A 23,085-nucleotide genomic window follows, 5' to 3' on the forward strand; every position below is an offset into this window, starting at 1 on the left:
GGCGGATCAGCGCGCCGCGGCGGCTCCGTCCCGGGCGGCGATCAGGGCCGAGACATTGATGTCCGATCCGACGACGCAGGTGTCGGCGCTGAGCGGGCAGATGCCGAGCGTCCGCTCGATCTCGCGCAGGCGCACCACCTCGGGATTGGAGCGGATCGACTCGGCCAGCAGCCGGTTGGCCTCGGCCTGACCGCGGGCCTGGGCGACGCGGGCCTCGGCGTTGGCGCGTTCGAGATTGACCCGTTCGAGGGCGGCGCGGGTGTTCTGCTCGGCCGTGGTGCGCGACTGGATCGCCGTCAGCACCGTCTCGGGGTAGCGGATGGATCCGACCCACTCCATGCGGATGATCTCCAGCCCCTGCGGCGTCCACTCGCGTTGCAGCGCCTGCATGGCCCTCTGCAGCACGACCTGGCGGCCGGGGCCGATCAACTGGCCGGGACAGTCGTCCGCGTCCTGCGCAGCGACGATCTGGGCCGGGCCGCCGGGGGCGACGACTGGCTGCACGCCCGCCTGGGCCGACTGCTGCGCGTTGCAGGCCACCGGCAGCTTTTCCGTCTCGCGGGCGATGGCGGCGCGGACCGAGGTGCGCAGCGGGCCGTCGATGAAGGCGTCGAACTCCTGCCGCCAGGTGGCGTAGAGGTCGGCCGCCTTGTCCTCGCGGACCTTGAAGGTCAGCGCCACGTCGGCCGTCATCGGCAGGCCGAGCACGTCGGAGAAGGTGATCTCTTCGTTCTCGCGGCCATCGGAGTTGGCCTCGCGCGTGTAGCTGTAGGTGCGCTGAAGGGTTTGGTAGGTGCGGATCTTCTCGCCGATGCCTTCCCAGTGGAAGCCGGGTCCGAGCTCCGTCCGCTGGACGCCGGGGTTGGGGCCGAATTTGGTGGTCTTGATGCCCATGTAGCCGCTTTCGACCGTGACGCTGCACGAGGAGACGGTCATCGCCGAGGCGGCGATCACGACCAGCAGGAGCAGGATCATACTGACGGTGCGGCCGACGGAGCCGCCACCGCCGATCTTCGGCATGCGGGGACGGGGGAAGTTGGGGCCGATCGAGCTCACCGGGCGTCTCCGTCGTGTTTCAGATTGGCGGCGGCCCAGCGCCACAGCCGCCAGGCGGCCCATGCGAGCACCAGGATGCCGCCGATGCCGACCACCGAAGCGGTGATCAGGCTGCCGGCGAAATGCGCCTCCAGAATAGCGGGCACGGCGTACCGGATCAGGAAGATGAAGGCGATGACGAGGGCGGCGATGCCCGCCACCGAGCCGAGTGCGACCTTCATCTGTGCGACACGCTCCCCCTGAACGGTGCGAGTGGAGCGCGTTTCACCCGGGCCTTCAAGCGTCTTTGACCGTCAGGCCGGCCGGCGCTGCCTCAAGGCCTGGATGATGGTGCCGTCGTCGAGCCAGTCGAGCTCGCCGCCGACGGGGACGCCGCGGGCCAGGGAGGTGATCTCGACGCCTGAGCCGGCGAGGCGTTCGGCCAGGTAGTGGGCGGTGGTCTGGCCGTCGACGGTGGCGGGCAGGGCGAGGACCACTTCCTTCGCCTCGCCGCCGCGGACCCGGCCGACCAGTTCTGCGACGCGCAATGCGTCGGGGCCGACGCCGTCCAGCGCCGACAGCAGGCCGCCGAGGACGTGATATTTGCCCCGGAAGGCCCCGGACCGCTCCATGGCCCACAGGGCGCCGGCCTCCTCGACGACACAGATCAGGCCGTTGTCGCGCGAGCCGTCGGCGCAGATCGAACAGGGATCGCGGGTGTCGGGCGCGCCACAGACGGAGCAGGAGGTGACCCTGTCCGCCGTCTCCTGAAGCGAGGCGGCGAGGGGGACGAGCAGCTGCTCGCGCTTCTTGAGAAGGGCGAGGGCGGCGCGCCGAGCCGAGCGGGGGCCGAGGCCGGGCAGCTTCGAGAGCAGGCCGATCAGGCGTTCGATCTCGGGTCCGGCGGAGGCTGCCAAAACAGGAATGCCGTCAGAACAGCTTGGGCATGCCGGGGATGTTCATCCCGGCCATGGGGCCGGCGGCTTCGCGCATCAGGGCGGAGTTCACCTCGTCCAGCTTGCGCTTGGCGTCGGCGTGGGCGGCGACGATCAGGTCGGCGAGGATCTCGGTCTCGCCGGGGACCATCAGGCTGTCGTCGATGGTCACGCGGGTGACCTCGCCGGGGCCTTTCAGGTCGACGGTGACCAGCCCGCCGCCGGAGCTGCCGGAAGCGGTGGTTTCGGCCATTTTCGCCTGGGCGTCCTGCAGCTTCTGCTGCATCGCCTGGGCCTGCTGCATGAGGGCGTTGAGGTCTTTCATGAGGCCTAGATAGGCCTCGCCGCCCCGGCCCCGCAAGGGAGCCGCGCAAGCGCCGTTCTATCCGCAACAGTTTTTGTGCTTGATCCCCTTGGCAAGGTCCCGAAGCTTCCCCAATTAGCATCTGCCACCGTTGCTAATACTAATTAGGAGGACTTTCCATGGCATTCGACGCCACCCCCGTCCGCGACCATCCGCTGTCCGACAGCGCGCTGGCCCAGCTGTTCACCGAAGCACGCACGCGCAACGCCTGGTCCGACCGGCCGGTGCCCGAGGACCTGCTGCGCAAACTGTACGATCTCACCAAGTTCGGCCCGACGGCGGTGAACGCCACGCCGGCGCGGTTCGTGTTCGTGACCTCCCCCAAGGCGAAGGCGCGGCTGGCTCCGCATATGGCTGACGCCAATCGGGAGAAGACGCTGCAGGCGCCGGTCAATGTGATCATCGGCCATGATGTCGAGTTCCACGAGACCCTGCCGGTGCTGTTCCCGCACGCGCCGGCGGCGAAGGACTGGTTCGCCGACGAGGCCGGACGGCGAGAGACGGCGTTCCGCAACGGCTCGCTGCAGGGCGGCTATTTCCTGCTCGCGGCGCGGGCGCTCGGGCTGGATGTCGGGCCAATGTCCGGGTTCGATCCGGCGGGCGTGAAGGCAGAGTTCTTCGCCGGCACGACCGTGGAACCGAACTTCATCGTCAACCTCGGCTACGGCACGGACGAGAACCTGTTCCCGCGGTCGCCGCGGCTGGCGTTCGAGGAAGCGGCGCGGCTTCTGTAGACGGGCGGCCGCCGCTGACGCTCACGGCGGCCGCCATTCCATCCGGGACTGCGGCGTGTGAGAGTGGCGATCCTCGTCGAACACCTGCACCGCTGGAGGCCAGCGTGAGATCACCGACAATAGGCGTCATGACCTCGGCTGATGAAGATGCGGCGGCGCAAACGATCGTGCTTGCGTTCGCGGCCGATCCCATGGCGCGATGGACCTGGCCGCAGGCTCATCAGTACCTTGCGGCCATGCCGCGAATGGTCCGGGCATTCGCAAGCAAGGCGTACTCCAGCGGAAGCGCCTATTGCACCGATGGCTACGCCGGTGTGGCGCTGTGGCTGCCGCCAGGGGTGAATTCCGACGAGGAAGGGCTCGGCGCGGTGATCGACAGCACGGTCGAGAAGTCCCTTCGCCCGGAAACCGACGCGCTGTTCGAGCAGATGGCCGCCTACCACCCCACCGAACCGCACTGGTACCTGCCCCTGATCGGAGCCGATCCGGCGCATCAGGGTGAAGGCCTCGGCGAGGTCCTGATGACCTACGCGCTCGCCCGCTGTGACCGCGATCATGCTCCGGCCTATCTGGAATCCTCGAACCCGCGCAACATTCCGTTCTACGAACGCCACGGCTTCGAACGGCTCGGCGCGATCCAGGTCGGTTTGTCGCCGACGCTCGTCCCGATGCTGCGGCCGGCGCGCTAGCCCTGGCCCTCGTCGAGGTCCGTCTGGATCCACTCGGGAGAATGATGGATGTCGATCGTCTGGAGGCGGCCGGGGCCGAGGTTCTCGAACCGGTGCGGAACGCCCGCGGGTCCGAACACGACATCGCCCTGGGCGGCGTCCAGCGTCGTCTCGCCCACGTAGAAGCGGGCGCGGCCCTCGATGACGATGAAGGTCTCATCATAGGGATGGACGTGGAGCCGCGGGCCGGCGCCGATCGTGTCCGTGCCATAGGCCAGGACGGTGTTCTGTCCGCCCAGCGTCAGGCCGGGAAGTGAGCCCCGCCAGGGGCCGCCGTTGGCGGGGTCAAAGAGCCGGGCCTTGGTCGCGGGGCGGCCATTGGCGTGGACAGTCGCCGGGTCGAAGTCTCTGCGCGCCATGCCGTGTTTCCCCTGTCAGCGGTCTTCGACGAGCGGCCGGCCTAGTCCTCGTCGCCCGGCTCGTCCGGGATCACCGGGAGTTCGACGGGCGCCGCGAGCGTCTTGATCTCGCCGATCCTCGCCCCCGGGAAGGCGTCCATGACCGCCACCACGAACGGATCGGCCTCGATCTGCGCGCGCTCCTCGGCGCGTTTACGGCGGTCGACCTCGATCATGGTCTCGCCGCCGCCCTGGCCGTTGGCGGCGATCAGCCAGGTGCGGCCGGTCCATTCCTTCAGGCGCGAGGACAGCCGGCGCGCGAGATCGATGGGCGCGCCCTCGATGCTTTCGTAGGTGATGGCGCCGGGCTTGAAGGCGACGGGACGGACGTAGCGCTGCACGTCCATTTGCAGGCCGACCTCGCGCTTTTCGCCGATGAGGGCGACGACCTGTTCGAACGACTGTGGATCGGGCAGGGCGGGCGCCTGCACGGGTCGGGCGGCGAGCTGCGCCGAGGCGCCGCCGCCTCCACCGCCGCCGGACGGGCCGCGGGGGGCGGCGCCGCCGGGCATGGGTTCGCCGTCGCGCAGGGCCTTGAGCGCCTCTTCGGGGCCGGGCAGGTCGGCGGCGTAGGCAAGGCGGACGATGGCCATTTCCACCGCGTCGGCGGGGCTGGGCGCGCGGCGGACCTCGTCCAGCGCCTTGAGCAGCATCTGCCAGACCCGGGCCAGGGTGCCGGCGGAGATGACCGCGCCCAGTGCCGTCAGCTTCTGGGCCTGGTCGTTGGGCAGACGGGTGGCCTGCGGGCCGAGCATCTTGGCCACGGAGGCGGCGTGGCAATGTTCGAGCAGGTCGTTGGTCACCTGCACCGGATCGGCGCCGTAGCCGTAGAGGGTGCGGAACAGCTCCAGCGCCTCGGGGGTGCGGCCGGCCATGATGGCCTCGAACAGGGCGATGGTCTGGCTGCGGTCAGCGAGGCCGAGCATGTCGCGGACCACGGCAGTCTGGACCGTCTCGCCCTTCTCGCCCTGCACCAGCGCCTGGTCGAGCAGGGACAGGCCGTCGCGGACCGAGCCCTCGGCGGCGCGGGCGATCAGGGCCAGGGCGTCCTGTTCGATCTTCATCCCCTCGCGGTCGGCGATGCGGGCGAGGTGTTCGACGAGGACCTCGGGCTCGACGCGGCGCAGGTCGAAACGCTGGCACCGGGACAGGATGGTCACCGGCACCTTGCGGATCTCGGTGGTGGCGAAGATGAATTTGGCGTGCGGCGGCGGCTCTTCCAGCGTCTTCAGCAGGGCGTTGAAGGCCTGGTTCGACAGCATGTGGACTTCGTCGAGGACGTAGACCTTGTAGCGCGCCTCGACCGGGGCGTAGCGGACGCTCTCGATGATGTCGCGGATACCGTCGATGCCGGTGTGGGAGGCGGCGTCCATCTCGACCACATCCATGTGCTGGCCGGCCATGATGGCGGCGTCGTGCCGGCCGTGGCCGGTCAGTTCCAGCGAGGGCCGGTCGATGCTGTCGGTTTCGTTGTTCAGGGCGCGGGCCAGCAGGCGAGCGGTGGTGGTCTTGCCGACCCCGCGGACGCCGGTGAGCATGAAGGCGTGGGCGATGCGGCCGGTGGCGAAAGCGTTGGTCAGGGTGCGGACCATGGCCTCCTGGCCGATCAGGTCCTCGAAGGTGCGCGGCCGGTATTTGCGGGCGAGGACGGTATAGGCGGCGCCGTCGTCGGCGTGGGCTGCGGGGCCGTCGTCGGCGGGTGCGGCCGCCTTCGCAGGTTTCGGGGCCGGCTGGGCGGGCTTCGGATCGGCCATAGGGTCGGGGGCCGCAGCCAGCGGCGCGGAGGCGGCTTCGGCCTCGCGCATGCCGGCGGGCTCGGGCGCGCCGAACATGTCGTCGGTGTTGGGATCGCGCTCCTCGACTTCAGGCGCGTCCTCCTCCCACGGAGGCCCTTCGAGACTCGGTTCGGCGTCGCTCATGGAACCGTCTTAGCGCGGGGGGGCGCGGCGGCGAAGGGGGTGAGGGGAAGGGAGCTGTGGGTGGCGTCGCCGGAACCTGTGCGGCCTCTTCGCCCCTCCACCGCTTTGCGGTCCCCCTCCCCACTGCGTGGGGAGGAAAGCACGCGCTCAAGCAGCGAGGCTCCGCGAGCCGAGCGTTAGCGCACCAAGAGAAGGGAAGGTGGAGACCGCGACCCGAAGGGGGATTCGTTGTGGCTGCTGCCTTCCGGCCCTGACCAGGTTGGCGAAGCCTTCGCCCGCGATCTCCAAGGCGGATATGACGATTCCGGCTCGCCGATGCAAGCGGCGCCTTGCTAGAGAGCGTCATGCCTCTCCCCGCCCTGAACACCTTCGCCGGCAATCCGCTCGACCGGGCGGGGGACCTGAGGAACGACCCCGAGTGGCTGGCGGAGCGGGGGGCCGACCCGGAGGCTCTGGCGCTGGTGTTGTGGGAGGGGCGGCCGCTGCTGGAAGCGGGCGACGAGCCCAGGCTGGCGTGGTTGCCGATGGGGCAGGCCCGGGCGGTGGCGCCGGACAGGGAGCTGTTCCTCGGGCTGTGGAAGGGCGCGCCGGTGTTCGCGGTGGAGGTCGAGGGGGCGATCGATCCGACGGCGGGGCCGCTGCGGGGCGTCGGCGTGTTCCATGAGATGCGCGAGGCGGCGGCGCTGCTGCCGGGGCCGGACGCCGCCATGGCGGGGACGGCGAGGTCGCTGTTCGACTGGCGGCGGCGGCATGGCTTCTGCGCCGCCTGCGGGGTGCAGAGCGAGAACGCGTGCGGGGGCTGGAAACGAGTCTGCCCGGCCTGCGCGACCGAGCATTTCCCACGGGTCGATCCGGTGACCATCATGCTGGCGGTGTATCGCGGCGGCGACGAACCGCGCTGTCTGCTGGGGCGGCAGGCGAGCTGGCCCGAAGGCCGGATGTCGGCTCTGGCCGGCTTCCTGGAGCCCGGCGAGACCATCGAGGAGGCCTGCGCGCGCGAGATCGAGGAGGAGGCGGGGCTGACGGTGACGGCGGTGCGCTACCACTCCAGCCAACCGTGGCCGTTTCCGTCGCAGCTGATGATCGGCCTGATCTGCGAGGTCGACTCCGAGAATGCGGCGCCGGACCAGACCGAGCTGGAGGCGGTGGCGTGGCTGACCCGGGACGAGGCGCGGGCGTGCCTGGCGGGCGAGCATCCGACCATCAAGGCGCCGCCGGGCATCGCCATCGCGCGAACGCTGCTTCAGGCGTGGGTGGACGGGTTTGACGTCTAGGCAGCAGGCAGCAGGCAGCAGGCAAAGGAATGCCGGTGGCCGGGTCGATCCGCGCCACGAACCTACTGCTGCCTGCTGCCTGCTGCCTGCTGCCTCGCTTCGGCGAGGTCCGCCGGGCTGTCCACCGACAGGGGCGCTTCGTCGATGATCGCGGCCCAGATCTGCAGGCCCATTTCGAGGGCGCGGAGCTGCTCCAGCTTCTCGCGGCGCTCAAGCGGCGAGGGCGGGGCGGCGCAGAAGCGTTCGAGGGCCGCGCGGCGGTAGCCATAGAGGCCGACGTGGCGCCAGACGGAGGCGTCGCCGTACAGGGTCGAGCGGGTGAAATAGAGGGCGCGACCGTGGCGGGCGCCTTCGGGCAGGGCGAGCACGGCCTTGACCACGTCAGGATTGGCCCGGTCGGACGCGTCAGCCTCCGGCGCGACGAGAGTGGCGATGTCGCAGGCCGGCTCGGCGTCGAGCAGGCCGGCGCAGGTCACCGCCAGGCCGGGATCGGCGAAGGGCATGTCGCCCTGCAGGTTGATCACGGCGTCGTGGCGACCGTCCGGGTCGAGGGCGTCGAGCGCGGCGCGGATGCGGTCGGAACCGGACGGCAGGTCGGGGTCGGTGAGGACGGCGACGCCGCCGGCGGCCTCGATGGCGGCGACGATCTCGGGGTCCCCGGCGGCGACGGCGACGGGCAGGCCGGAAGTGGTCGCCTGACGCCAGGCGCGCACGATCATCGGCTGGCCGCCGATGTCGGCCAGCGGCTTGCCGGGCAGGCGGGTCGCGGCCATGCGCGCCGGGATCAGAACGAGGGGGTTCATCGTTGCTTCCATGCCTGCGACGCCCCGACGCTGGCAAGACTCCGTCAGGACGTCCGGGGCCGGTTGCGAAGGCCGCGCTAGCGTGTAAGAGACGCCCACGCAAGAATTCGCCCGCCCGCACTCGCGGCCCGGGCCTCAAGAACGGGATGCGACGACGCGCATGAGCGGCGATCTGAACGCGAACAAGATTCTGGGCGCCGTGCTGGCGACCGCCTTCGTCATCGTCGGCGTGCAGCAGGTCACGGGCGCGATCTACCACACCGAGGCCCCTGAAAAGATGGGCTATTTCGTCGATGCGCCGGAAGAAGCCGCCGGTGGGGCGGCCGAGGCCGTACTGCCGCCCGACTGGGGCACGGTGCTGCCGACCGCCGACCTGGCCGCCGGCGAGGCCGCCTTCGCGCGCTGTGTCGCCTGCCACACGGTCAACGCCGGCGGGGCCAACGGCACCGGTCCGAATCTGTACGGCGTGCTGGGCCGCCCGGTCGCCGGACACCCGGGCTTCGCCTATTCCGAGGCCCTGGTCGCCCACAAGGCCGAGGCGCCGACCTGGACCTATGACGAGCTGGACCAGTTCCTGACCGCCCCGGGCCGCCACGTGCCGGGCACCAAGATGTCCTTCGCCGGCATCCGGGACACCCAGACCCGCGTCAATCTGATCGCCTGGCTGCGCTCGCAGGGCTCGGGCGGCGTGGCCGTCCCGGCGCCCGACCCGGCCCGCCAGCCGGGCGCGGCCGCTCCGGTCGGGGGCGCGGCCGAGACGCCGGCGCCCGGCGCCGGAGAGGCGGCCGCCCAGTCCGGCGGCCAGACCGGCGGCGCTCCGGACACCGGTCCGGCGGCCCGTCCCGACATGCAGACCAGCCCCGTCGCGCCGCCGCCGACCGACAGCAACCAGTCGAACAACACAGAGCGCTAGGGATTCATCCCCGCTGTTTTTCGAACGGGCGTCCGTGCTTCGCGGGCGCCCGTTTTTCGTGCATGGCCGACCGGCTGAACGGTCTCGTTGCATGAGCAGTCTTGCCAGCCGCCGATCGGTGGTTACCACTGTCGGCAGGCGCACCCATGCGCCGTGTCCTTCAGGGGGTTTTCCCATGCGCAACAACCGTTTCGCCCTGCTCGGCGGTGTGGCCTCGGCCGTCCTTCTGACCACCGCCGCCCAAGCCCAGACCGTCGAGGTCGCCGCCGCGCCCGCCGCGGCCGCAGTGCAGTCGCGCGAACAGCTGGCCCCGCTGCCCGACGTCGACATCCCGTTCACGAAATTCACGCTCGACAACGGTCTGACCGTGATCGTCCACGAGGACCACAAGGCCCCGATCGTGGCGGTGAACATCTGGTACCACGTCGGCTCCAAGAACGAGCCCGAGGGCCGCTCCGGCTTCGCCCACCTGTTCGAGCACCTGATGTTCAACGGGTCCGAGAACTACAACACCGACTTCTTCAAGGGCACGGAGCTGCTCGGCGCCACCGACCAGAACGGCACCACCAACAGCGACCGCACCAACTATTTCCAGAACGTCCCGACGACGGCGCTGGACTCCATCCTGTGGCTGGAGAGCGACCGGATGGGACACCTGCTCGGCGCCATTGACCAGGCGCGCCTCGATGAGCAGCGCGGCGTGGTCCAGAACGAGAAGCGCCAGGGCGAGAACCAGCCCTACGGCCGCGTCTTCAACGCCATCACCGCCGCGACCTGGCCGGACGAGCATCCCTATGGCCACACGGTCATCGGCTCGATGGAGGACCTGAACGCGGCCGACCTGCCGACGGTGCAGCAGTGGTTCCGCGACTATTACGGCGCTGCCAACGCGGTGATCGTGCTGGCCGGCGACATCACCCCGGAAGTGGCGCGTGAGAAGGTCCAGCGCTACTTCGGCGACATCCCCTCGGGCCCGCCGGTGACTCAGCCGCGGCGCATGGTCGTGCCGATGGTCGGAGCCCAGCGCGAGATCATGTACGACCGCGTCGGCCAGCCGCGCCTCTACAAGGTGTGGAACATCACCCCGACCGGCGAGGCGGACACGGACTACCTCGGCATGCTGGCCGACGTGCTGTCCTCGGGCCGCTCGTCGCGCCTCTACAAGCGGCTGGTGATCGACGAGCAGCTGGCGACGGCGGTGCAAGCCAACGCCGGCGGCCGCGAGATCGCCGGCCAGTTCATGGTCGTGGCCACGGCCAAGGCCGGGGGCGACCTGACCCGCATCGAGGAGATCGTCGACGAGGAGATGGCGCGCCTGCTGCGGGACGGACCGACGGCCGAGGAGCTTGAGCGGGTGCGTACCCAGACGGCCGCCGGCTACATCCGCGGCCTGGAGCGGATCGGCGGCTTCGGCGGCAAGTCCGACCGTCTGGCCCAGTCCGAGGTCTTCCTCGGCGACCCGGGCGCCTGGCGTCAGAGCTATCAGCGCGTCGTGGACGCCACGCCGCGCAACCTGACCGACGCCGGCCGGCGCTGGCTGACCGATGGCAGTTACAGCCTCGAGGTCCTGCCCTTCCCCGACTACCGGGTCGCCGCCACGGGCGTTGATCGCAGCGCCGGCCTGCCGCCGGCGGGCCCCGCGCCGCAGGCGGTGTTCCCCAACGTCGAGAGCGCGCAGCTGTCGAACGGCCTGAAGGTGATGCTGGTGCGGCGCGAAAGCGTGCCGACGGTCAGCATGAACCTGATCCTCGACGCGGGCGCCGTGGTCGATCCGAACGACAAGGCCGGCATCGGGCAGTTGGCGCCGCAGGTGATGACCAACGGTACGGACGAGCTGACCGCGCTGGAGATCAGCGACCGGCTGCAGCTGCTGGGCGCCACCCTCGGCGCCGGCTCGGGGACCAATTCGACCAATGTGTCGATGACCGCCCTGACCGCACGGCTGGACCCGTCGCTGGATCTCTACGCCGACGTGATCCTGAACCCCGCCTTCCGCCAGGATGATTTCCAGCGGGTGCAGGCGCAACAGATCGCCGGCATCCAGCAGGCCCGGCGCAGCCCGGGGGCCATCGCCCGAAACGTGCTCAATCGCGACCTCTACGGGCCGGACAGCCCCTACGGCCGCCCGATATCGGGCACCGAGGCGACGGTGGCCTCGATCACGCCCGCCGACGCCGACGCCTGGCACCGCACCTGGTTCCGGCCGGACAACGCCACCCTGGTGGTGGTCGGCGATGTCAGCCTGGCCGAGCTGACGCCGAAGCTGGAGCGGGCCTTCTCGCGCTGGCAGGCGCCGGCCGAGCCGATGCCCGCCAAGCCGGGACCGGCCGACGCGCCGGAGCCGGCCGGACCGCCGCGCATCCTGATCGTCGATAGGGCCGGACCGCAGTCGACCATCCTCGGCGGACGGGTCGTGGACGCCTTCGATCCGGCTCGCGAGCCGGCCATCGACACCATGAACACGGCCCTCGGCGGCGCCTTCACCAGCCGCATCAACATGAACCTGCGCGAGGACAAGGGCTGGTCCTACGGCGCCGGCGGCGGCGTGCCCTACGGCCGCGGCGAGCGGATCTATTCCGTCAGCGCCGGGGTCCAGTCGGACAAGACGGCCGAGAGCCTGGCCGAACTGCGCCGCGAGCTGACCGAGGTAGTGGGTTCGCGCCCGCTGACCGAGGAGGAGATCGCGGCGGCCCGCGCCAACATGGTGCAGGGCATGGCCGGCAATTGGGAGACCAACGCCGCCATCGCCGGCGAGCTCCAGAACATGGTCGTCTGGGGGGTGCCGGAAAACTACTACGACACCTACGCCCACAGGGTTTCCGCCATGACCGCCGAGCAGGCGACCGAGGCGGCGCGCGAGGTCGTGGGGCCGGGGCCGACCACCTGGGTCGTCGTCGGCGACCGGGCCTCGATCGAGCCGAAGATCCGGGCGCTGAACATCGGCGAGGTGCAGGTGGTCGATGTGGACGGCAACCCCGTCCCCTAGGCCGCACTGAACAGCATCGACGGGGCGGGGCCAGGCGACGGCTCCGCCCTTTCGTTCGCCTAGACGCCGTAGAAGTCGCGGTACCAGTCGACGAACCGCTTCACCCCGACCTCAATCGGTGTCGAGGGAGCGTAGCCGAGGGCGGCGCGGGTCTCGGTGACATCGGCTTCGGTGCGGGCGACGTCGCCGTCCTGGACCGGCATCAGGTTCAGTTCGGCCTTCTGGCCCAGCGCCTCCTCGAGCACGGCGATGTAGCGCATCAGCTGCTCGCGGCGGCCGGCCCCGAGGTTAAGGATGCGCCACGGCGCGACGCCGCTGGTCGAGGGGTTCGGCCTGGTCGCGTCCCAGTCGGGATCGACGACGGCGGGGCGGTCGAGCGCCTCGACCACGCCGTCGACGACGTCGTCGACATAGGTGAAGTCGCGCTCCATCTCGCCGTGGCCGTACACGTCGATCGGGCGGCCCTCGAGGATGGCCTTGGTGAATTTGAACAGCGCCATGTCCGGGCGGCCCCACGGCCCGTAGACGGTGAAGAAGCGCAGCCCCGTCGAGGGAAAGCCGAACAGGTGGGAGTAGGAGTGGGCCATCGCCTCGTTGGCGATCTTGGTGGCGGCGTAGACGGTCATCGGGTGGGCTGCGCCCTGACGCACCGAGAAGGGCAGGGCGCCGTTGGCCCCGAAGGCGGAACTGGTCGAGGCGAAGACCAGATGCTCGGCGCCCACCGCGCGGGCGCCCTCGAGGATGGTCAGGAAGCCGACGACGTTGGAATCGACGTAGCTCTCCGGGTGTTCGAGGCTGTAGCGCACCCCGGCCTGGGCCCCGAGGTGGACGATGCGGCGTGGCGAGTGCTCGCCGAACAGGGCCGTCATGCCCGCGCGATCGGCGAGGTCGAGGGTGTGGTGGACGTAGCCGGGCTCGGCCTGCAGCCGCTCCAGCCGGGCGTGTTTCAGGGCCGGATCGTAATAGGCGTTGAGGTTGTCGACGCCGATCACCGTCTCGCCGCGCGCCAGCAACCGCCGGGCGGTGTGGAAGCCGATAAAGCCGGCCGAACCGGTGACGAGGACGGGGCCCTTGCTCATCCGGGGATCGTTAGCGCCAGTTAGGTCCGACCGCCACTCCCACGGTCGTCATCCGCGGGCTTGACCCAAGGATCAGAGGCAAGGCGGCCCTGCAGGCGTGCCGTCACAAACACTGAGCGTGCACCTGCGTCTGCCCCTCGGGGTCATGCCCGAGGGAGATGGCGGTTATGGAGTGATCATCGGGCGTATCTCTCCTCGACCGGGGCGTAGCGGTCCCACACCGCGCGGTCGGCCAGGGAGCGGAGCAGTTTGATGTATTCGGCGTGGGTCCAGGCGAGGGGGGTGGCGGAGTTGGTGCCTTCGCCGGGCCGGTAGTTGTGGGCGGTGGGGTGGCCGACGCCGTCCCAGGCCTGTTCGGGCAGCAGCAGGCCGCCGTTGGCGAAGGACTCCATGCCGCGCACGTAAGTCTGGCGGACGCCATTCAGCCGGGCCTCGGTCCCGTCCCGGGCGGCGGACGGATTATGCAGCGCCGCCGCGAGTTCGTAGTGCCCACGCTCGCCGGTGAAGAAGGGCCACAGGCGGCCGCGCTGGCTGGGGTGCATCTCGCCGCCGACGCCGTAGTTGCCGCCGGTGTCGGTCTGTTCGCCGTAGCCGTCGTTGCCGTAGCGGCGGAAGGCCGGGACGCCGTTGATGTCGTAGCGGACGCGGAAGCGGTCCTCGCGGGTCTGGTCGTCATATTCGGGCAGGCTGGCGAGGATCGAGGCGGCGTCCGGGGCGCGCACGCCGTAGCGGACCAGTTCGAGGAAGCCGCCGTCGACGATCTTGTCCTCGGCGTGGGCCGGCTGGCCGTTGTTCTCGCCGATCGGAGCCTTGTCGTTGGGGTCCTCGTTGCGGGTGATGCGGACGAAATAGTCGCCGTCGCCCCACTCGCCGTTGGTGGTGAACATGCGGGCCTCGACCTTCGACGCATAGTCGTCGGCGGCGGCCTGGTAGCGGGCGGCGGACGCAGGGTCGCCCGAGGCGCGGGCGATGTCGGCGGCGACGGTCAGGCCGGTGATGACGGCGGCGGTGGTCGAGGGGGAATAGCCCTCCTGCTCCTCCCACCGTTCCTGCTGGGTCCATGGCGGGATGATCTGGCGGTCGTTCCACAGCAGGCCGACTTTGCCGCCGTCGACGAGGAAGTCGGCGGCCGGCTTGATCATCTGGCCGTACGTGGTCCGCATCTCGGCATCGGAGACGAGGCCGGCCTTCCACAGCTTCCAGCCGAGCATGATCGGCATGGCGGTCTGGTCGAGCTGGACGCCGACCCATTCGATCGTGCCGTCGACCCAGGTCTTCTGGAGGAACCAGCCAGTGGCGCCAGTGTTGCCGGGGGTGTCGGCGTCAACCTGCACCTGCGGCAGGTAGCGGAAGGCGGCCAGCGGCGTTTCCTCGTCGCCGAGCGCCAGCAGGGCCATGGCGACCTGGTAGAAGTCGCGCGGCCAGACGGCCTTGTAGCCGGTCGAGGGGTTGGTGGCGTCGACGGTGTCGCCCCACGGGTTGCTGAGCGAGGCGATCAGGGCGCCGGCGTGGGTGCGGTCCTCCTGCACCTTGAGCATCAGGGCCGAGGCGTACGCCAGCTTGCCGCCGTCGGTGGACTGTTCGGCGAGGCGGGGGAGCTGGTCGAGGGAGGCGATATAGTCCTCCCAGCCGACGTGCTCGCCCTCGCCGTTGAAGCGGCGGAGGACTTCGTCGAGGCCCGTCGTGTGACTGCCCATCGCGGCGTCGGCGGCGGCCTTGCGGCTCGGACCGAAGCCGATGACGAAATCCCGGGACAGGCTCTCGCCCCGGCGGATCGTCGGCAGGGCGCCCGTCAGCATCAGGTTGCCCGTCTGGTCGCCGGTGGTGCGGTAGAGCTGGTTGAGCCGGCCATCGGCGAGGTCGGTCAGCCCGTCGGAGGCGCCCCCGAAGCCGACGCTGGCGGCTTCGAATGGCGTGTCGGCGATCAGGGCAAGGTGCACGTCGCCCTCGGCGGCGAACAGGCCCTGAAGGCCCGCATGGTTCGGGCCCGCGATCGCCTCGCCGCTGTCTCCGACTCCCGTGTTGGCCATGTGCGGCTCGAGCAGCAGGTAGGGGGCGACGTCGCCGCGTAACGCCCGGATGGTGGTGCGCACCACCAGCGCCTGACGGTCCGGGTCGGTATAGATTCGCTTCTCGATCTCGTAGCGCCCGGCCTTGTCGGTGGTGATCACGCGATAGGCCGGAGACAGCGGGCGACCCTGCGCGTCCGCGTGCAGGTATTCCGTCCGGTGGGTTGTGTCGGTTCCCTCGACCGAGAGCCCGTCCCCGGTAACCACGGCGAAGCGCAGCTGCTTGATCTGGGCCTCGTGGATGAGGCCGTACATGGTCTCGGTGAGGACGCCGTCGGCGATGGAGAACCAGACGCGGGAGACCTCGCCGGTCGGGCCGCCGTCGCGGTACCGGCCGTCGACATAGGCCTCGTAGGACGCGCCGGCGCCGGTCTTGGCGGCGTTGACCCAGGTCGGCGCAGCCCCCGGCGCGCCGGGGGCGACAGAGACCCCTTCGGAGGCAGGGTCGGACCCCGCCGGAGCATCCGTGGAGGGCATCAGTCCCTGGAGGGTGGAGCAGCCGCCGAGGGCGATCACGGCGGCGCCGGCGAGGAGGCTGGAGATCAGGCGCATGGGAGGGCTCGTCAGGCTGAAGGCGGAAGCAGGAAGGTGAGGGGCACGTCGAGGCGGGCGTTCCAGCTCTTCTCGTTGTGCTCGGCGCCGGGGAAGACCAGCGAGCGGAAGCGGTCGGGCCCCCAGCCGGCGGCGCGGATGGTGTCGTCCACCCGCGTCTGGAACTCGCCGTAGAAGGCGTCGAGCGTCTCGTCGCCGCGGTCGAAATAGACACGGTGGTTTCCGGGCGGCGGCAGGTCGGTGCGGACGACGCCGGTCCAGGCGGCGGTCAGCCGCTCGCGCCAGGCGGCCAGCGCCTCCGGGTCGGTCAGCGCGTCGATCCGGATCGGCCAGTGGGTCGAGACGCAGCCGGCGCCGCCGAAGACGTCAGGATGCTTCATCAGCGCGTACATGGAGATCAGCCCGCCCATGCTGCTTCCCATGACTGCCGTGTCGTCGCGGCCGGGACGGGTGCGATACGCGGCGTCGATAAACGGCTTCAGCTCCTCGACGAGGAAGCGGACATAGCCGTCCGACAGGGGCTCGCCGCCGTAGATGGCCTGGATGTCGGCGCGCATGTCGTCGGGCAGGGCGCGGATCAGGTTCGCCGGGATGTACTCGCGCAGCCGCAAGGGTGTGTTGCCGATCCCGACGACGATCGGGGCGCGGATCTGGCCGGTCGCGTTCAGGCGGACGACGTGTTCGTCGACGCCCCATTCGGCGCCGTAGGGGGCCCGGGAGGCGTCGAACAGGTTCTGGCCGTCGTGCATGTAGAGGACCGGATACGACGCGTCGGAGGTGTCGTAGCCGGGCGGCAGCCAGACGGTGACGTCGCGGAGCCGGACGTGGGCCGAGGCCATGTCCGGGTGCTCGACGAGGCGGCCCTGCGTCGGGGCCTCGGCGCGGGCCGCGCGGGCCAGCGGCAGGACCGCCAGCGCGGTCAGGACAGCGCGCCGGTCGGGGGTCACGCGCCCTCCTTCGGCACCAGCAGGCTGGCGCCGGCGGCGATCAGGAAGCTGGCGGCGCCGAGGACGAGGGCCCAGATCGGCTGGCCGCCGAAGACGCCGTTGAGCACGGCGCCGAGAATGGTGGCGGCGACCAGCTGGGGCACCACGATGAAGATGTTGAAGACGCCCATGTAGACGCCCATCTTCCGGCCCGGCACGGCGTTGGCGAGGATGGCGTAGGGCATCGAGACGATCGACGCCCAGGCGAAGCCGACGCCGATCATCGGCAGCCAGAGCAGGGCCGGATCGCGGATCAGGAAGACGCCGAGGAAGCCGGCGGCGCCGAGGGTGAGGTTGAGGGCATGGGCCCCGCGCAGGCCGGTGCGGTAGGCGATCACCGGGATCAGGAAGGCGGCCAGCGCCGCGACGCCGTTGTAGATCCCCATCAGCACGCCGACCCAGTTGGCCCCCTCGCCGTAGCCGGCCGAGGTCGGGTCGGACGAGGCGTAGTGGACGGCGGTGACCGCCGGGGTCAGATAGATCCACATGGCGAAGAGCGCGAACCAGCTGAAGAACTGGACCACGGCGAGGCCCTGCATGGTCTTCGGCATGGCGAAGATGTCGCCCACGATCTCGGTCAGGGCGTTGGAGCGGTTCGCCGCCGCGAGCGCGCCGACCGCCATCTGCATCAGACCGAAGGCGAGCACGAAGCCGGCGAGGACGTAGAGCTCTTTCTGCAGGTCCAAGAGGTTGACCGCGGCCACGCCGAGCGAACCGGCGAGGGCCCAGAGCAGGCCCCCTGTGTACCAGGCGTTCTGCGAGCGGGCGGCGGCGGGCGCCTGCGTTGCGTCCCGAGAGGCCTCGAAGGCCTCGATCTGTTCGGGGCTGTATTCGCGGGTGGTGAAGACGGTCCAGAGGACGGCGGCCAGCAGGGCGGCGGCCCCGACGTAGAAGGAGATACGCACCGCCATCGGCACCACGCCCTCGGGCGCGGTCGAGGCGACGCTGAACCACTCGGTCAGAACCCACGGCAGGCAAGAGGCGAACACCGCGCCGGCGCCGATGAAGAAGCTCTGCATCGCATAGCCGGTGGTGCGCTGTTCCTCCGGCAGGTTGTCGCCGACGAAAGCGCGGAACGGCTCCATGGTGATGTTGATCGAGGCGTCCATGATCCAGAGCATCGACGCCGCCACCCACAGCCACGGCGAGTGCGGCATGACCACAAGGGCCAACGTCGTCAGGATGGCGCCGATGAGGAAATAGGGCCGGCGGCGGCCCAGCGGGCCCCAGGTCCGGTCGCTGAAATGGCCGACGATGGGCTGGACCAGCAGCCCGGTCAGGGGGGCGGCGATCCACAGGATGGCGAGGCTGTCGACCTCGGCGCCGAGGGTCTGGAAGATGCGGCTGGTGTTGGCGTTCTGCAAGCCGAAGCCGATCTGGATGCCGAAGAAGCCGACGCACATGTTCCAGATCGCCCAGCCGCTGAGGCGCGGGCGGGCGGAGGCGAGGCTGGCGTGGGCGTCAGGCGTGCTGGTGGTCACCGGCGGGCCCTTCCGAGCGGGACGAAGCGGATGGCCTGGCCGCCGCCGGGGGCGAGGCGAAGGGTCAGGACGTCCGTCGAGGTCACCTCGCGCGTCGAGATGTCGATGGCCTCGCGGTTGGTGGTGTAGTTGGCGCCGGCCGCGTCGGCGTAGATCTCGGCCCGGTAGCGGCGCCCCGGATCGAGGAAGCCGAGAGAGGCCGTCAGCACGCGCGGTTCCTCGTCGGTGACGGCGCCGAGGAACCACTGGTCGGAGTTGCGGTCCTTGCGGGCAATCGTGACATAGTCGCCGACCTCGCCGTTCAGCACCCGGGTTTCGTGCCAGTCGACGGCCACGTCCTTGATGAACTGGAAGGGCGCGGGGTTCTTCTCGTAGTTCTCCAGCAGGTCGGCGGCCATCTGGATCGGGCTGTAGATGACGACGTACAGCGCCAGCTGCTTGGCCCAGGTGGTGGCGACGCCCTCGGGCACACGGGTCTGCATGCCGAAGATGCCCGGGGTATAGTCCATCGGCCCGGCCAGCAGACGGGTGAAGACGAGGTTGGGCTCGTGCTCGGGCGGGTTCGAGGGCTGCCCCCAGGCCGAATACTCCATGCCGCGCGCGCCCTCGCGGCTGATGATGTTCGGATATGTCCGGCGCAGGCCGGTGTCCTTGAGCGGTTCGTGGGCGTTGACCGCCACCTGATAGCGGGCCGCGGTCTCGACCACCTTCTGATGGTGGCGGACCATCGGCTGACTCTCGTGCCAGGCCAGGGCCGAGCCGCCGGCGCCGTCGGCCACGCGCGCCCCGCCGGCGTCGGCGACGTAGCCGGTCTTCACCGAATGCCAGCCGAAGCGCTGCATCTGGGCGAAGGCGGCGTCCAGTTGCTGCTCATAGAAGAAGGCGTTGCCGCCGGTTTCGTGATGGCCGATGATCTCGACGCCCTTCTGGCGGGCGTAGGCGGCGACCCGCTCGATGTCGAAATCCGGGTAGGGCTGGGTGAAGCTGTAGTTCCAGCCGGTGCCGAACCACTCGCCGTCCCAGCCGACGTTCCAGCCCTCGACCAGCACGCCGCCGAAGCCGTGCTCGGCCGCGAAGTCGATATGCTTCAGCGTGTATTCGGTGGTGGCGCCGTGCTTGGGACCCGAGTTCCAGCTGCGGGTATCGAGGTGCATGTCCCACCAGATGCCGACGTATTTCATCGGCCTGAACCAGCTCACGTCACCCAGCTGGTTGGGTTCGTTGAGGTTCAGGATCAGGCTGGATTCGACGAGGCCGCCGGCCTGGTCGGCGATCTGGATCGTGCGCCAGGGCGTGTGGAACGGCGTCTCGCGCACGACCGCGGCGCTGGTCAGGCCCGGGGTCAGCATGGCCCTGAACTTGCCGCCCTCGACGTGGCGCAGGTTCATGGCGGAATAGTCGACCAGGGCCGCCTCGTGGATCGACAGATGCAGGCCGTCCTCAAGCCGCATGGTGACGGGGGTCTGGCACACGCCCACCGCCGAGATCGGCGTGCGGTTGTAGAGATACTCCTCGCGGTTCCATTCGAAGGCCGGGATCCACCAGGCCGTGCCTTCGCCGGCGATGGTGAATTCGGTCAGTTCGGCGCCGATGTTGACGGTCTCGAGCTTGTCCTGCTCCGGGAACTCGCAGCGGAAACCGAGGCCGTCGTCATAGAGGCGGAAGACCACGTCCATGCGCCGCCCGTCGCCCCAGCGTTCCTGCAGCTGGACGCGGAGTTCGTTGTAGCGGTTGCGGATGAAGCGGCGCTCGCCCCACGGCTGCTCCCAGGTGTCGTCATGGGAGGTGACGGTCCGCGCGGCGATGCCGAAGGCGCGCTCCAGCTTGCGGGCGTCGGTGAGCAGGAAGCCGAGGCGCGAGGGGGCGATGATCTGGCGGCCGAGGCGGCTGACCGAATACGAGACAAAGCCGTCGTTGTTGGCGGTCACCTCGACGGAGATCACCCCCTCCGGCGAAGAAGCCGTCGCGGAGCCCGGCTGCGGACCGGTCGCGGCGGCGTCCTGGGCCTCGGCGGCGGCGGGCACGGCGGCGACGGCGGCGCCGGCGGTGATCAACGAACGGCGGTTCAGCATCGCGACTTACTCCACGCATGGGGACTTGCCAGACGCCGCCGGAGCGGCGCAGAACGAGCAAGGTTTGCAGCAAATTTTGCAGCCATGCCATCAGCAGGAAACCAAACGTGAGCCGCCGCAACACCCGTCTTGAGGATCTGGCCAAGCTGGCGGGCGTCTCGATTTCCACCGCGTCCCGGGCGCTGAACGACAGCCCGGCGGTCAATGCGCGGACCAAGCAGCTGATCTGGAAGCTGGCGCGCGAGCACGACTATCCGTTCCGCCGCTACATGCCGGCGGGCCCGATCGGCGCCGACGGCGTCATCGCCCTGGTCACGCCCCGGCCGCAGGGGCGCGAGGGGCGGCTGAGCGACCCCTTCTTCCTCGAGCTGCTGGCTGGCGTGGGCGAGGCGGCGCGGGAGCGCGGCTGCGACGTGATCATGAGCCATTTCGCCCCGACCAGCTATGACGATCTGTCGGCGGCGATGAACACCAGCCGGGCGGACGGCGTGATCTTTCTCGGACAGTCCTTCCTGCATCAAAGCCTGAACCGGCTGGCCGAGACCGAGGGGCGTTTCGTGGTCTGGGGCGCCCAGATGCCGGACCAGCTGTACTGCTCGGTCGGCTCGGACAATCTGGCGGGCGGCCGCCGGGCGACGCTGCATCTGGCCCGGCTGGGGCGCAAGCGCATCGTCTTTCTCGGCGATCTCGATCCGCCCGAGGCCATGCAGCGCCATCGCGGCTATCTGGAAGCGCTCGCCAAATCCGGCATCGAGGTCGACCCCGACCTCATCATGGAAGCCCATTTCGAGGTCGAGTCCGCCGAGGCCTCCGTCGACAGCCTGATCCGCCGCGGCGTCAGCTTCGACGGCGTGGTGTGCGCCTCGGACCAGATCGCCCTGGGCGCCGTGCGCGCCCTGCTGCACGCCGGGTTGCGCGTGCCGGAGGACGTGTCGGTGATCGGCTTCGACAATGTGCCGTTCAGCCGCTATTCGCGCCCGGCCCTGACGACCATCGCCCAGGACACCATGAAGGCGGGACGGCTGCTGGTCTCCAAGCTGCTCGACAACCCCGGCGATTCCGTCGGCCGGTCGGAGCGGATTCCGACCGATCTGATAGTGCGCGAGAGTTGCGGCGGCTGAGGTCATCCCGCGGCGTCTGAAAGAACCAGCCCGGCCATCGGCGGCAGCACGCCGCCCGACCCGGCCGGCAGGTTGACCGTCTCGACGACGCGCCATCCTCCCGGCGCAGTCCAGTCCACAGCCCGTTCACCGAGATTGAAGACGCAGAGCAGGCGTTCGCCGGCCAGCGCGCGCTCGAAGCACAGCAGCCCGGAGGCGCTGTCGACCAGCCGCATGTCGCCGCGGGTCAGGGCCGGGTGGGCCTTGCGCAGGGCGACCAGCCGCCGCGTGAGATTGAGCATCGAGTCGGGATCGTCCTCCTGGCGGTCGACGGCGAGGCTCACATGGCGCGGATCGACGGGAAGCCACGGCTCGGCCGTCGAGAAGCCTGCGTGGGGGCGCTCCGCCGACCACGGCATGGGCGTGCGGGCGCCGTCGCGGCCAAGGGTCTGGGGCCAGTTCGCAATGGCCTCGGGATCGACCAGCCGGTCGAACGGCACCTCGGCCTGGGGCAGGGCCAGTTCCTCTCCTTGGTAGATGAAGACGTTGCCGCGCAGGCACATCAGCAGCAGCATGGCCATGCCGGCGAAGGCGGTGAGGTCGCGGTCGCCGGCCCAGCGGGAAATGGCCCGCGGCGCGTCATGGTTGGAGAAGGTCCAGGACGGCCAGCCCTGACCGTCGCGGCCGTGCCAGGCCTCGGCCCCCTCCCGTACGAGCTGGTCGTTCAGGGCCGGGGCGTAGAGGTAGAGAAAGCCGTAGGCGCTGTTCAGGTGATCGTCGCCGGCGGTGAAGGCCTGCATCTCGCGCTCGGCGTGATCGCCGCCGACCTCGGCGACGGTGAAGCGGCCGCCATAGTTGTCGGTCAGGGCGCGGACGCGCTTGAGGAAGTCGGCGATCTGCGGCTGGGACTGGTTGTAGACCTTGTCCTGGAAGTCGAACGGCCGCGTCCGCTTGCCGCCGGACGGCAGGGGCGGGTTGTCCCGCAGCAGCGGGTCGTGCATCGAGAAATTGATGGCGTCGAAACGGAAGCCGTCGACGCCCCGCTCCAGCCAGAACCGCGCCACGTCCAACAGGGCGTCCTGAACCGCCGGCAGGTGCAGGTTCAGCTGCGGCTGCTCGGGCAGAAAATTGTGCATGTAGTACTGGCCGCGCCGGGCGTCCCAGGTCCAGGCCGGGCCGCCGAACACCGACTGCCAGTTGGTCGGCGGCGTGCCGTCGGCCTTGGCGTCGGCCCAGACGTACCAGTCAGCCCTGGCGTTGGTGCGCGACTGGCGGCTCTCCTGGAACCAGGCATGCTGGTCGGAGGTGTGGGCGAAGACCAGGTCGGTGATGACGCGCAGACCCAGCCGGTGCGCCTTGTCGATCAGGGCGTCGAAGTCGGCCAGGGTTCCGAAAATCGGATCGACGTCGCAGTAGTCGGCCACGTCGTAGCCGAAATCCTTCATCGGCGAGGTGAAGAAGGGCGACAGCCAGACGGCGTCCACGCCGAGTGAGGCGATATGGTCGAGGTGATCGGTGATCCCCTTCAGGTCGCCGACGCCGTCGCCGTTGGTGTCGGCGAAACTGCGCGGATAGACCTGATAGACGACCGCGCCGCGCCACCATTCGGCGGCGTCGGTCCCGGCATGCGGCGACTCGAGAATCTGGACGGTCAAGC

The 23,085-nt window shown here is 70.0% G+C and carries 19 protein-coding genes and 1 other RNA gene; 6 read left to right on the plus strand and 14 right to left on the minus strand.

Features of this window, described 5'->3' with window-relative positions; all coding sequences use genetic code 11:
- Positions 1-6: 6 nt before the first annotated feature.
- From VEC04_RS01790 to VEC04_RS01805, 4 genes are all read right to left on the minus strand, one after another.
- Positions 7-1,056: an SPFH domain-containing protein gene (locus VEC04_RS01790; protein ID WP_324773244.1), complete on the minus strand. Its 1,050-nt coding sequence runs from the start codon at positions 1,054-1,056 to the stop codon at positions 7-9.
- On the minus strand, positions 1,053-1,277 hold the full coding sequence (locus tag VEC04_RS01795; protein WP_324773246.1) for a hypothetical protein: 225 nt from the start codon (positions 1,275-1,277) through the stop codon (positions 1,053-1,055). The genes VEC04_RS01790 and VEC04_RS01795 overlap by 4 nt, the downstream gene beginning before the upstream one ends.
- 72 nt (positions 1,278-1,349) lie before the next feature.
- Complete coding sequence (recR, locus tag VEC04_RS01800) at positions 1,350-1,952, minus strand: recombination mediator RecR (protein WP_324773248.1); 603 nt, start codon at positions 1,950-1,952, stop codon at positions 1,350-1,352.
- Positions 1,953-1,965: 13 nt separating this feature from the next.
- Positions 1,966-2,295 carry a YbaB/EbfC family nucleoid-associated protein gene (locus VEC04_RS01805; RefSeq protein WP_324773250.1) on the minus strand — a complete coding sequence of 110 codons (330 nt, stop codon included), beginning with the start codon at positions 2,293-2,295 and terminating at the stop codon, positions 1,966-1,968.
- Positions 2,296-2,453: 158 nt separating this feature from the next.
- On the opposite strand from VEC04_RS01805, the gene VEC04_RS01810 reads away from it, so the two are divergent.
- Positions 2,454-3,068, plus strand: a complete 615-nt coding sequence (locus VEC04_RS01810) for a malonic semialdehyde reductase (RefSeq protein ID WP_324773252.1) — start codon at positions 2,454-2,456, stop codon at positions 3,066-3,068.
- A 128-nt stretch (positions 3,069-3,196) separates the two neighbouring features.
- Positions 3,197-3,757 carry a GNAT family N-acetyltransferase gene (locus tag VEC04_RS01815; protein ID WP_324773254.1) on the plus strand — a complete coding sequence of 187 codons (561 nt, stop codon included), beginning with the start codon at positions 3,197-3,199 and terminating at the stop codon, positions 3,755-3,757.
- On the opposite strand, the gene VEC04_RS01820 is transcribed toward VEC04_RS01815, so the two are convergent.
- The 3 genes from VEC04_RS01820 to ffs all read right to left on the minus strand — a co-directional run bounded on the left by VEC04_RS01820 (position 3,754) and on the right by ffs (position 6,403).
- Entirely contained in the window at positions 3,754-4,155 is a 402-nt protein-coding gene (locus VEC04_RS01820) for a cupin domain-containing protein (protein ID WP_324773256.1), read from the minus strand. The two genes, VEC04_RS01815 and VEC04_RS01820, sit on opposite strands and share 4 nt — an antisense overlap.
- A 41-nt stretch (positions 4,156-4,196) precedes the next feature.
- On the minus strand, positions 4,197-6,113 hold the full coding sequence (locus VEC04_RS01825; RefSeq protein ID WP_324773259.1) for a DNA polymerase III subunit gamma/tau: 1,917 nt from the start codon (positions 6,111-6,113) through the stop codon (positions 4,197-4,199).
- Positions 6,114-6,307: 194 nt separating this feature from the next.
- Positions 6,308-6,403: signal recognition particle sRNA small type (gene ffs / locus VEC04_RS01830), an RNA gene on the minus strand.
- Between the two features lie 54 nt (positions 6,404-6,457).
- Between ffs and nudC the strand changes: the two genes are divergently transcribed.
- Positions 6,458-7,387 carry an NAD(+) diphosphatase gene (gene nudC, locus VEC04_RS01835; protein WP_324773261.1) on the plus strand — a complete coding sequence of 310 codons (930 nt, stop codon included), beginning with the start codon at positions 6,458-6,460 and terminating at the stop codon, positions 7,385-7,387.
- Between the two features lie 62 nt (positions 7,388-7,449).
- On the opposite strand, the gene VEC04_RS01840 is transcribed toward nudC, so the two are convergent.
- Positions 7,450-8,190 (minus strand): 3-deoxy-manno-octulosonate cytidylyltransferase, encoded by a 741-nt coding sequence (locus tag VEC04_RS01840; protein ID WP_324773263.1) that lies wholly within the window; start codon positions 8,188-8,190, stop codon positions 7,450-7,452.
- A 160-nt stretch (positions 8,191-8,350) separates the two neighbouring features.
- Here VEC04_RS01840 and VEC04_RS01845 point away from each other — a divergent pair, with 160 nt between their 5' ends.
- Both VEC04_RS01845 and VEC04_RS01850 read left to right on the plus strand, forming a co-directional pair.
- The gene (locus VEC04_RS01845; protein ID WP_324773265.1) at positions 8,351-9,103 is read left to right on the plus strand and encodes a cytochrome c family protein; all 753 of its coding nucleotides are present in this window, start codon (positions 8,351-8,353) and stop codon (positions 9,101-9,103) included.
- Between the two features lie 175 nt (positions 9,104-9,278).
- Positions 9,279-12,089, plus strand: coding sequence for a pitrilysin family protein (locus VEC04_RS01850; protein ID WP_324773267.1), 2,811 nt, complete (start codon positions 9,279-9,281; stop codon positions 12,087-12,089).
- Between the two features lie 59 nt (positions 12,090-12,148).
- Here VEC04_RS01850 and VEC04_RS01855 read toward each other — a convergent pair whose 3' ends face one another.
- From VEC04_RS01855 to VEC04_RS01875, 5 genes are all read right to left on the minus strand, one after another.
- Positions 12,149-13,168: an NAD-dependent epimerase/dehydratase family protein gene (locus VEC04_RS01855; RefSeq protein ID WP_324773268.1), complete on the minus strand. Its 1,020-nt coding sequence runs from the start codon at positions 13,166-13,168 to the stop codon at positions 12,149-12,151.
- Positions 13,169-13,344: 176 nt separating this feature from the next.
- On the minus strand, positions 13,345-15,789 hold the full coding sequence (locus tag VEC04_RS01860; protein WP_324773270.1) for a glucan 1,4-alpha-glucosidase: 2,445 nt from the start codon (positions 15,787-15,789) through the stop codon (positions 13,345-13,347).
- An 11-nt stretch (positions 15,790-15,800) separates the two neighbouring features.
- Positions 15,801-16,736: an alpha/beta hydrolase gene (locus VEC04_RS01865; RefSeq protein ID WP_324773272.1), complete on the minus strand. Its 936-nt coding sequence runs from the start codon at positions 16,734-16,736 to the stop codon at positions 15,801-15,803.
- On the minus strand, positions 16,733-18,178 hold the full coding sequence (locus VEC04_RS01870) for an MFS transporter (protein WP_324773405.1): 1,446 nt from the start codon (positions 18,176-18,178) through the stop codon (positions 16,733-16,735). Before VEC04_RS01870 ends, VEC04_RS01865 begins: the two co-directional genes overlap by 4 nt.
- A gap of 74 nt (positions 18,179-18,252) precedes the next feature.
- Positions 18,253-20,328: a glycoside hydrolase family 97 protein gene (locus VEC04_RS01875; RefSeq protein ID WP_324773273.1), complete on the minus strand. Its 2,076-nt coding sequence runs from the start codon at positions 20,326-20,328 to the stop codon at positions 18,253-18,255.
- A gap of 89 nt (positions 20,329-20,417) precedes the next feature.
- On the opposite strand from VEC04_RS01875, the gene VEC04_RS01880 reads away from it, so the two are divergent.
- Positions 20,418-21,449, plus strand: coding sequence for a LacI family DNA-binding transcriptional regulator (locus VEC04_RS01880; protein ID WP_324773407.1), 1,032 nt, complete (start codon positions 20,418-20,420; stop codon positions 21,447-21,449).
- 2 nt (positions 21,450-21,451) lie between these two features.
- On the opposite strand, the gene VEC04_RS01885 is transcribed toward VEC04_RS01880, so the two are convergent.
- On the minus strand, positions 21,452-23,083 hold the full coding sequence (locus tag VEC04_RS01885) for an alpha-amylase family glycosyl hydrolase (protein WP_324773275.1): 1,632 nt from the start codon (positions 23,081-23,083) through the stop codon (positions 21,452-21,454).
- Positions 23,084-23,085: the final 2 nt, after the last annotated feature.

This window comes from Brevundimonas sp., from assembly GCF_035626535.1.
Classification (GTDB): domain Bacteria; phylum Pseudomonadota; class Alphaproteobacteria; order Caulobacterales; family Caulobacteraceae; genus Brevundimonas.

Excerpts from the sequence above, each read along its gene's own strand:
- VEC04_RS01855 (WP_324773268.1), bottom strand. The coding sequence starts at position 13,168 with ATGAGCAAGGGCCCCGTCCTCGTCACCGGTTCGGCCGGCTTTATCGGC.
- VEC04_RS01795 (WP_324773246.1), bottom strand. The coding sequence starts at position 1,277 with ATGAAGGTCGCACTCGGCTCGGTGGCGGGCATCGCCGCCCTCGTCATC.
- nudC (WP_324773261.1), top strand. The coding sequence starts at position 6,458 with ATGCCTCTCCCCGCCCTGAACACCTTCGCCGGCAATCCGCTCGACCGG.
- VEC04_RS01820 (WP_324773256.1), bottom strand. The coding sequence starts at position 4,155 with ATGGCGCGCAGAGACTTCGACCCGGCGACTGTCCACGCCAATGGCCGC.
- VEC04_RS01850 (WP_324773267.1), top strand. The coding sequence starts at position 9,279 with ATGCGCAACAACCGTTTCGCCCTGCTCGGCGGTGTGGCCTCGGCCGTC.
- VEC04_RS01805 (WP_324773250.1), bottom strand. The coding sequence starts at position 2,295 with ATGAAAGACCTCAACGCCCTCATGCAGCAGGCCCAGGCGATGCAGCAG.
- VEC04_RS01875 (WP_324773273.1), bottom strand. The coding sequence starts at position 20,328 with ATGCTGAACCGCCGTTCGTTGATCACCGCCGGCGCCGCCGTCGCCGCC.
- VEC04_RS01815 (WP_324773254.1), top strand. The coding sequence starts at position 3,197 with ATGACCTCGGCTGATGAAGATGCGGCGGCGCAAACGATCGTGCTTGCG.
- VEC04_RS01845 (WP_324773265.1), top strand. The coding sequence starts at position 8,351 with ATGAGCGGCGATCTGAACGCGAACAAGATTCTGGGCGCCGTGCTGGCG.
- VEC04_RS01825 (WP_324773259.1), bottom strand. The coding sequence starts at position 6,113 with ATGAGCGACGCCGAACCGAGTCTCGAAGGGCCTCCGTGGGAGGAGGAC.
- VEC04_RS01840 (WP_324773263.1), bottom strand. The coding sequence starts at position 8,190 with ATGAACCCCCTCGTTCTGATCCCGGCGCGCATGGCCGCGACCCGCCTG.
- VEC04_RS01810 (WP_324773252.1), top strand. The coding sequence starts at position 2,454 with ATGGCATTCGACGCCACCCCCGTCCGCGACCATCCGCTGTCCGACAGC.
- VEC04_RS01870 (WP_324773405.1), bottom strand. The coding sequence starts at position 18,178 with ATGTGCGTCGGCTTCTTCGGCATCCAGATCGGCTTCGGCTTGCAGAAC.
- VEC04_RS01860 (WP_324773270.1), bottom strand. The coding sequence starts at position 15,789 with ATGCGCCTGATCTCCAGCCTCCTCGCCGGCGCCGCCGTGATCGCCCTC.